The sequence below is a fragment of the Vibrio sp. 10N.261.51.F12 genome (assembly GCF_041471725.1).
GTDB lineage: Bacteria > Pseudomonadota > Gammaproteobacteria > Enterobacterales > Vibrionaceae > Vibrio.
In genome coordinates this window covers 63,390-70,020 of sequence record NZ_JBFROV010000011.1, presented here as the reverse complement: position 1 = coordinate 70,020, position 6,631 = coordinate 63,390, and the positions used below count along the sequence as shown (strand labels likewise).

At 45.0% G+C, this 6,631-nt stretch carries 6 protein-coding genes and 4 tRNA genes; 1 reads left to right on the top strand and 9 read right to left on the bottom strand.

Annotated features, from left to right (window positions below; translation table 11 throughout):
* Positions 1-78: 78 nt before the first annotated feature.
* From AB4405_RS06070 to lolB, 9 genes are all read right to left on the bottom strand, one after another.
* Positions 79-155, bottom strand: a tRNA-Met gene (locus AB4405_RS06070).
* Between the two features lie 87 nt (positions 156-242).
* Positions 243-317, bottom strand: a tRNA-Gln gene (locus tag AB4405_RS06065).
* Between the two features lie 63 nt (positions 318-380).
* Positions 381-465 (bottom strand) — tRNA-Leu (locus tag AB4405_RS06060).
* 31 nt (positions 466-496) lie between these two features.
* Positions 497-573: transfer RNA gene (locus tag AB4405_RS06055), tRNA-Met, on the bottom strand.
* Positions 574-869: 296 nt separating this feature from the next.
* Positions 870-1,961: a redox-regulated ATPase YchF gene (ychF, locus tag AB4405_RS06050; protein ID WP_102470826.1), complete on the bottom strand. Its 1,092-nt coding sequence runs from the start codon at positions 1,959-1,961 to the stop codon at positions 870-872.
* Between the two features lie 10 nt (positions 1,962-1,971).
* Positions 1,972-2,562: an aminoacyl-tRNA hydrolase gene (gene pth, locus AB4405_RS06045; protein WP_102470827.1), complete on the bottom strand. Its 591-nt coding sequence runs from the start codon at positions 2,560-2,562 to the stop codon at positions 1,972-1,974.
* A gap of 121 nt (positions 2,563-2,683) precedes the next feature.
* Complete coding sequence (locus tag AB4405_RS06040) at positions 2,684-3,634, bottom strand: ribose-phosphate pyrophosphokinase (RefSeq protein ID WP_102470828.1); 951 nt, start codon at positions 3,632-3,634, stop codon at positions 2,684-2,686.
* Between the two features lie 27 nt (positions 3,635-3,661).
* The gene (ispE, locus tag AB4405_RS06035; protein WP_372060046.1) at positions 3,662-4,582 is read right to left on the bottom strand and encodes a 4-(cytidine 5'-diphospho)-2-C-methyl-D-erythritol kinase; all 921 of its coding nucleotides are present in this window, start codon (positions 4,580-4,582) and stop codon (positions 3,662-3,664) included.
* Positions 4,564-5,184, bottom strand: a complete 621-nt coding sequence (gene lolB, locus AB4405_RS06030) for a lipoprotein insertase outer membrane protein LolB (protein ID WP_372060045.1) — start codon at positions 5,182-5,184, stop codon at positions 4,564-4,566. The genes ispE and lolB overlap by 19 nt, the downstream gene beginning before the upstream one ends.
* Before the next feature lie 172 nt (positions 5,185-5,356).
* Between lolB and hemA the strand changes: the two genes are divergently transcribed.
* On the top strand, positions 5,357-6,616 hold the full coding sequence (hemA, locus tag AB4405_RS06025) for a glutamyl-tRNA reductase (protein WP_372060044.1): 1,260 nt from the start codon (positions 5,357-5,359) through the stop codon (positions 6,614-6,616).
* The last annotated feature ends 15 nt before the right edge of the window (positions 6,617-6,631 follow it).

The window sequence follows — 6,631 nt, the reverse complement described above, 5'->3', positions numbered from 1 at the left end:
AAAGCTTTTCAACCTAAGTACAGACTTAGAGATGAATATATAGTTATAAAGACATTGGAGAATCTAGATAACGTTGTATGGTGGCTACTGCGGGATTTGAACCTGCGACCCCATCATTATGAGTGATGTGCTCTAACCAGCTGAGCTAAGTAGCCATGTTTTGCAAGCGAGACAATATAATACAATCTTATCTCTAGTTCTACCGAATTTAAGAAAAACTTCTATTCAATAAAACAAAATGTTGGCTGGGCTACCTGGATTCGAACCAGGGAATGCTGGCATCAAAAGCCAGTGCCTTACCGCTTGGCGATAGCCCAACAGGATTGTTTAGAGTACTTGAAACTCAAAGTCATCATACTTGATTCTTTATTTCTAAAGAATGGTGCGGTCGGAGAGACTTGAACTCTCACACCTCTCGGCGCCAGAACCTAAATCTGGTGCGTCTACCAATTCCGCCACGACCGCATTGTTGTTCCTGTTACAAGAAAATTTGAAATGGTGGCTACTGCGGGATTTGAACCTGCGACCCCATCATTATGAGTGATGTGCTCTAACCAGCTGAGCTAAGTAGCCATTTCTTTTCAATTTTTCACTCCCGGCGTTAAGTTGCCTTATCGCTGAGAACGGGGCGCATTATGCGTAGTTGAGACAAATGCGTCAACTTTTTTTTTGAAGAAATCCACTAAAAAGTGCTGTTCGAGTTTTTTTTAAACAAATAGCGTCGTTTGTGATCAAAAACTGTTATATAAGCACCAGCTAAATGGTGTTATTTGTTACGAGTCATTTGATAGCTGAGTTTTACGCTAAGGCTTTAAAAACAACAAAAGCCAGCAGGTGCTGGCTTTTTATACAAAACAACAATTGCTTTGTTAAACGTTGAAACGGAAGTGAATTACATCGCCATCTTTTACAATGTAATCTTTGCCTTCAAGACGCCATTTACCCGCATCTTTTGCTCCAGATTCACCGTTGAATTCGATAAAATCATTGTAACCAACGACTTCGGCACGAATGAAGCCTTTCTCGAAGTCAGTATGAATTTTACCAGCAGACTGTGGTGCCGTGGCGCCGATAGGAATCGTCCATGCACGTACTTCTTTAACACCCGCGGTGAAATAAGTCTGTAGCGTTAGAAGATCGTAGCCCGATCGAATCACACGGTTAAGTCCCGGCTCTTCGATACCCATGTCGGCGAGGAATTCTACGCGATCTTCATCATCAAGTTCTGACAGCTCAGATTCAATGGCTGCACAAACGGCAACCACCACGTTGTTCTCATTGGCTGCAAACTCACGAACGGCATCAAGGTACGGGTTGTTTTCAAAACCGTCTTCGTTAACGTTGGCGATGTACATCGTTGGTTTAAGGGTTAGGAAGTTCAAGTAGCCAATCGCTGCGAGTTCTTCTTTTGCCAGTTCAACGGTACGTGCCATGCCACCTTCAGTAAGCACTGGTAGTAACTTTTCAAGTACAGTAGTTTCAAATTTTGCGTCTTTATCGCCGCCTTTTGCTTTTTTAGCATTGCGGAAGATCGCACGTTCACAACTGTCAAGATCGGCTAATGCTAATTCTAAGTTGATCACTTCGATATCATCAATCGGTGATACTTTACCTGAAACGTGGATAATGTTGTCGTTTTCAAAACAACGAACAACGTGGCCAATCGCGTCAGTTTCGCGGATGTTAGCTAAGAATTTGTTACCTAAGCCTTCACCTTTTGATGCGCCAGCCACAAGGCCTGCAATATCAACGAATTCCATTGTTGTCGGCAAAATCTTTTGCGGATTAACAATTTTAGACAAGGCGTCTAGACGTAAATCTGGAACAGGAACGATGCCAGTGTTTGGTTCGATAGTACAGAACGGGAAGTTTGCTGCTTCAATTCCTGCTTTTGTTAGTGCGTTGAACAGAGTTGATTTACCAACGTTTGGCAATCCAACGATGCCACATTTAAAACCCATGATTGTAACCTTATTCAGCTTTGAACGTGTGTAGGCGATTTTGTGCTTTTGGCAGGCCATCTTTAAGTAAAATATCAAGACTGCGTACAGATTCATCGACAACAGCATCAAGGCATTCTTGCTCTTTTGCTGGTGCTTTACCTAATACATAGCCTGCGACTTTGTCTCTGTGTCCAGGATGGCCAATACCAATCCGAAGGCGATAGAAGTCTTTATTGTTGCTGAGCTTACTGATGGTGTCTTTGAGGCCATTATGACCGCCATGACCACCACCTTTCTTGAACTTAGCAACACCTGGAGGTAAGTCTAGCTCATCGTGAGCGACCATGATTTCTTCAGGTTGAATTTGATAGAACTTGGCTAAAGCGGCAATGGCTTTACCTGATAAGTTCATAAATGTTGTTGGAACTAATACTCTAAGATCACTGCCATTAGCCTGGATTCTACCAGTTAGGCCAAAGAATTTTGGTTCATTCTTTAAGGTGATGTTATGAATTCGAGCAAGCTCTTCGACCACCCATGCTCCTGCATTGTGGCGCGTTCTCGCGTATTCGGGACCTGGGTTGGCTAGGCCTACAAGTAATTTTATCTGCTGAGTCAACGGACCGATCTCTCTTGAATATCAAAAAGCGCGGTATGATAGCACACTAAGTGGAGACACAAAACGTGAATACAAAAAAACCACTTCATCAAGAAGTGGTTTTTTATAATACGTTGAACGCTTACTTAGAGCTGAACATCGCAGAAATTGACTCTTCGTTGCTAATACGGCGAATCGCTTCAGCCAGCATAGAAGATAGCGTTAACTGGTGAACTTTACCGGTTGCTGCCATTTCTTTTGTCAATGTAATTGAGTCAGTCACGATGACTTGGTCAAGTACTGAGTTCTTGATGTTTTTAGCGGCGTTGCCAGAGAATACTGCGTGTGTTGCGTAAGCAAATACACGCTTAGCGCCACGTTCTTTCAGAGCTTCGGCTGCTTTACACAGTGTGCCACCAGTATCGATCATGTCATCGACGATGACACAGTCACGGCCTTCAACATCACCGATAAGGTTCATGACCTCAGACACGTTTGCACGTGGACGACGCTTATCGACGATCGCGATGTCAATATCACCGAGTGCTTTTGCTGTTGCGCGAGCGCGTACAACACCACCAAGATCAGGAGACACAACGACTGGATCTTCTAGACCACGGTTAGCCATATCTTCAAGCAGTACTGGTGTACCGAAGATGTTATCAACAGGTACGTCGAAGAAGCCTTGGATTTGCTCAGCATGTAAGTCGATAGTCAACACACGGTCAACACCAACGTTAGAAAGGAAATCAGCAACAACTTTAGCTGTAATTGGCACACGAGCAGAGCGTACGCGACGATCTTGACGTGCATAACCAAAGTAAGGAATTACAGCAGTAATACGGCCTGCTGAAGCGCGGCGCATTGCATCAATCATTACCACTAACTCCATTAGGTTGTCGTTAGTTGGCGCACAAGTTGACTGAATGATGAATACATCACTACCACGAACGTTTTCATTGATTTGAACAGCGACTTCGCCATCAGAAAAACGGTCAACAGTAGCATCTCCAAGAGAGATGTATAGACGATCAGCAATACGTTGGGCTAGTTCAGGTGTAGCGTTACCAGCAAATAGCTTCATATCAGGCACGGTGGAAACCTCAGGGTTGCGTCTAGTTTAAACAGATTGTGTTTGGGCTAATTGGTAATTAGCCAAGGTCTCTAGTAAAGGAGAGCGGTTGCACCCTTTCGCTACATAAGCGGAGACATTGTCAGGAAGGTGGTGAAAAACTTTCTCTGCGCTCTCTTTGCTGTTAAATTCAGCAAAAACGCAAGATCCGGTTCCCGTCAATCTCGACGGCGCGTATTGTAGCAGCCAAGAAAGTTGCTTATCAACCTCTGGGTACAGCATTCGGACAATTTTTTCGCAATCGTTTACGTAAAGCGAGTCTAAAAGCGTTGGTAAGTCTCGTTTTGGCGTATCTCGAGTTAATTTTGGATGCGTGAAAATATCGACCGTTGCGATACTGACCTCTGGTTTGACAACCAAATACCATTTTTCTTTCGGCTCTGCTGGTGATAGTTTTTCACCTACACCCTCAGCAAATGCCGCAAAACCACGCACAAAAACCGGCACATCAGCCCCGAGTGCTAGCCCTATATTTGCAAGCTCATCTGTGGTGCAGTCGAGCTGCCACAAATAATTGAGTGCGACTAATGCCGTTGCTGCATTGGAAGAGCCGCCGCCAATCCCGCCCCCCATCGGCAAGATCTTCGTGAGGTGAATATGTGCCCCCAGTGATTTGCCGCGTGGATTAGCGCAAAGCGCACCTGAGATGGCGTATTTTTGCAACGCGGTAGCGGCTCGCCAAATTAGGTTGTCTTGCGTGGCCACACCATCAATGTCTGGGGATAGGGTGACAGTGCCACTGTCGTTGGGTGTGATCTCAAGGTGATCGCACAGGTCTATGAATTGGAATAGCGTTTGGAGTTCATGATAGCCGTTAGCTTGGCGGCCAGTGATGTATAAAAATAGATTCAGTTTTGCGGGGCTAGGCCACCGTGTGGTTTGCTTCGCGGTCATTGTTTCATTGTCCATTTAGAGACCACTAGTTTTAGAGTGGTGTCGCCTTGCGTGAGCAGCATACGAGTAGGCATAGGAAGGGTTTGCTCTGAGTCTGTAAGAGTAAAGCTTCGGTATGCCTCGTACTCCAATTGCCATGACTTATTTTGTAATTGTTTTGTCAAGCTGCCCACGGTATTGAAACTGTTTAACTGATAAGTATCAGCGGTCGTCGGAAGGCCGATAAGCCAATCTTGAAGTTGCTCAATGGGAATATCTAAACCAACAAGTTGATAAATGAGTTGATTGACATTTTTGCCACTTAGCTTTTGGCCGTCGTAGGTTTCAATGAAAGCCCCGCTGGGCGTTGACGTTAAATTTAAGACGGTCTGCCCTAGGAAGGTGGTCAACCTAACTTGAGTAAAATTAGGGGAGTGTGTCCATTGAAAGTTGAGGGTTTGTCGCTGCTCTGGAGAAACGTAGCCCAACTTCCCAATCGCAGTGTACTGGGTAAGAGAGGAAAGTTCAGATCGATGAGCGGTCCATTCTACGCTTTTAGGTTCAGGTGGTACGCTGGTACAACCTACAAGGTAAAAGGCGAGTAACGTATAGAAAAATTGGCGAGAGAGCTTAAGCATAGGAAACATCTTACGTGCTGGTTTATTGTTCAAATTCAATACAATATTGAAAGACTATAGCACCAAACCCACAAACTCAGGAAAACAAATTGGTCTGAGCCTTTCATTAAAGCGTGCCATCAAGTAAAATTCCGACCTATTTGTCATATCCGTATCAGAGAATTCGCTTTACATGTCATTGCTTGCCATTGGTATCAACCATAATACAGCGTCAGTGGATCTTAGAGAGAAGGTGGCGTTTCCGCCTGAAAAACTCGACCGAGCCCTGAATGAGCTAAAAGAAAATAGCAAGGTAAATGGCTCCGTCATCCTGTCAACGTGCAACCGCACCGAAATATACTGTGACACAGGTAGTTTCAGTAAAACACAACTGATTGATTGGCTGATTCAGTTTCACGGTGTTGCTGCAGAAGAGCTGAAACCTTCGTTGTATGTTCATGAGGAACAAGCGGCAATTCGGCATCTCATGCGCGTGTCATGTGGTTTGGATTCCTTAGTTCTTGGTGAGCCGCAAATTTTAGGGCAGGTGAAACAAGCCTATTCTGACGCAAGAGAGTTACGCGCGATTGATGGCAGCGTCGAGAAACTGTTCCAAAAGGTGTTTTCCGTCGCAAAGCGAGTTCGAACTGAAACAGAGATCGGCAGCAGTGCGGTGTCAGTCGCTTATGCGGCTTGTACGTTAGCACGACAAATTTTTGAAACCATCGCTGACTCCGTGGTCCTATTGGTCGGTGCGGGTGAAACCATAGAACTGGTAGCGAAACATCTGCAAGGGCATGGTTGTAAACAAATGATTGTGGCCAACCGAACCAAAGAACGCGCGGATGTGCTGGCCTCTCAGTTTGGTGCCCAGGTTATTGCTCTAAATGAGATTCCTGATGTGTTGCCACGTGCAGACATTGTGATCAGCTCGACGGCGAGCCCGCTACCCATTATTGGTAAGGGGATGGTCGAAACTGCCATTAAACAACGTCGATATCAGCCGATGCTGTTGATCGATATCGCGGTACCTCGTGATATAGAGTCACAGGTGGGAGAATTGAACGATGCCTACCTCTATACTGTTGATGACTTGCAATCGATAGTTGATGGCAATATCGAGCAACGAAAAGTTGAGGCGATCCAAGCGGAAGTCATTGTGAGCGAAGAAAGTGCTCAGTTCATGACATGGATGCGTTCACTTCAAGCCGTCGACAGTATCCGAGAGTTTAGAAAACAAGCGAATGAGACTCGCCACGATTTATTGTCAAAAAGTTTACAAGCTTTAGCCACAGGCTCCGATCCGGAAAAAGTGTTATTAGAGCTAAGTAATAAATTAACCAACAAGCTTATTCATGCGCCAACTAAGGCGTTACAAGATGCCGCCGAGCAGGGTGATCCTGCAAAACTGACGGTCATCAGACAAAGTTTGGGTTTAGACCAAACTAAATAAGCCATACCCTGAGAT